The sequence below is a fragment of the Limosilactobacillus sp. C0001E2 genome, assembly GCF_056590915.1.
Genome location: NZ_JBWPXC010000024.1, coordinates 1 through 875 on the forward strand (window position 1 = coordinate 1; position 875 = coordinate 875).

Annotated in this window: 2 protein-coding genes; both read left to right on the forward strand. The window is 38.9% G+C overall.

Annotation, left to right across the window (positions count from 1 at the left end):
• The coding region (locus AC1EKL_RS08735; RefSeq protein ID WP_480189758.1) for a glucosaminidase domain-containing protein at positions 1-615 on the forward strand (615 nt) is incomplete at its 5' end.
• Between the two features lie 73 nt (positions 616-688).
• Positions 689-875 (forward strand): KxYKxGKxW signal peptide domain-containing protein (locus AC1EKL_RS08740; protein WP_480189757.1); only part of this gene is annotated, 187 nt, incomplete at its 3' end.

Consider the following 875-nt stretch of genomic DNA (forward strand, 5'->3'; position numbering starts at 1 on the left):
GGCAGCGATGGTCAGGCTTTAACCGGCTTTCAGACTTGGCAGGGTACCCGTTATTACTTCAATCCATCTAATTATAAATTAGCTACTAACACAGTCGTTCAGGAAGGAAATAAGTACTGGTATGCTGATGCTAATGGTTTCTTAACGCCAGCCAGTGGGAATCAGGCTTTTCTTCTGAGTATTAAACAAGCTGCTCAAGATGGTTGGCGCCAATATGGAGTTCTTCCTTCAGTTACTGCTGCCCAGGCAATTCTTGAGAGTGCATGGGGGAAATCTGGATTAGCAACTAAGGGACATAATCTCTTTGGAATTAAAGGAAGTTATAATGGTCAATCTGTAGTTATGAGAACTGCTGAATGGAGTGCAGCTAAGGGATACTATTATATTAACGATGCCTTTAGAAAATATCCAAGCAACTACGAAAGTGTTGTTGATCACGGAAAGTTCTTAGCTTCTAATTCCCGTTATCATAATTTATTATGGGATCGTAATTATGCTAGTGTAACAGCAAAGCTTCAGCAAGATGGTTATGCAACAGCCCCAACATATGCTTCTAGTTTAAATAATGTTATTAGGACATATGGACTTGACGCATGGGACCGTGAAGTATTTTAATATAATTTGTAAAAAAGCAGAGCGATAAATTATCGAGCTGCTTTTTATATTGCAATTTTTAGGAGAAGGGAAAATGCAGGAACATTATAAATTATATAAAAGTGGTAAAAAATGGTGTTGCATGGCAATTGCAGTAATTACATTAGGATTAGGAATTACTGTGCATCAGGGTATGATTGAGGCTCAGGCTAATGATCGTACTCAAGTTGTTAGTGCAAGTACGAACGTTAATGACCAAACGGCTGCGCTGACATCCACGA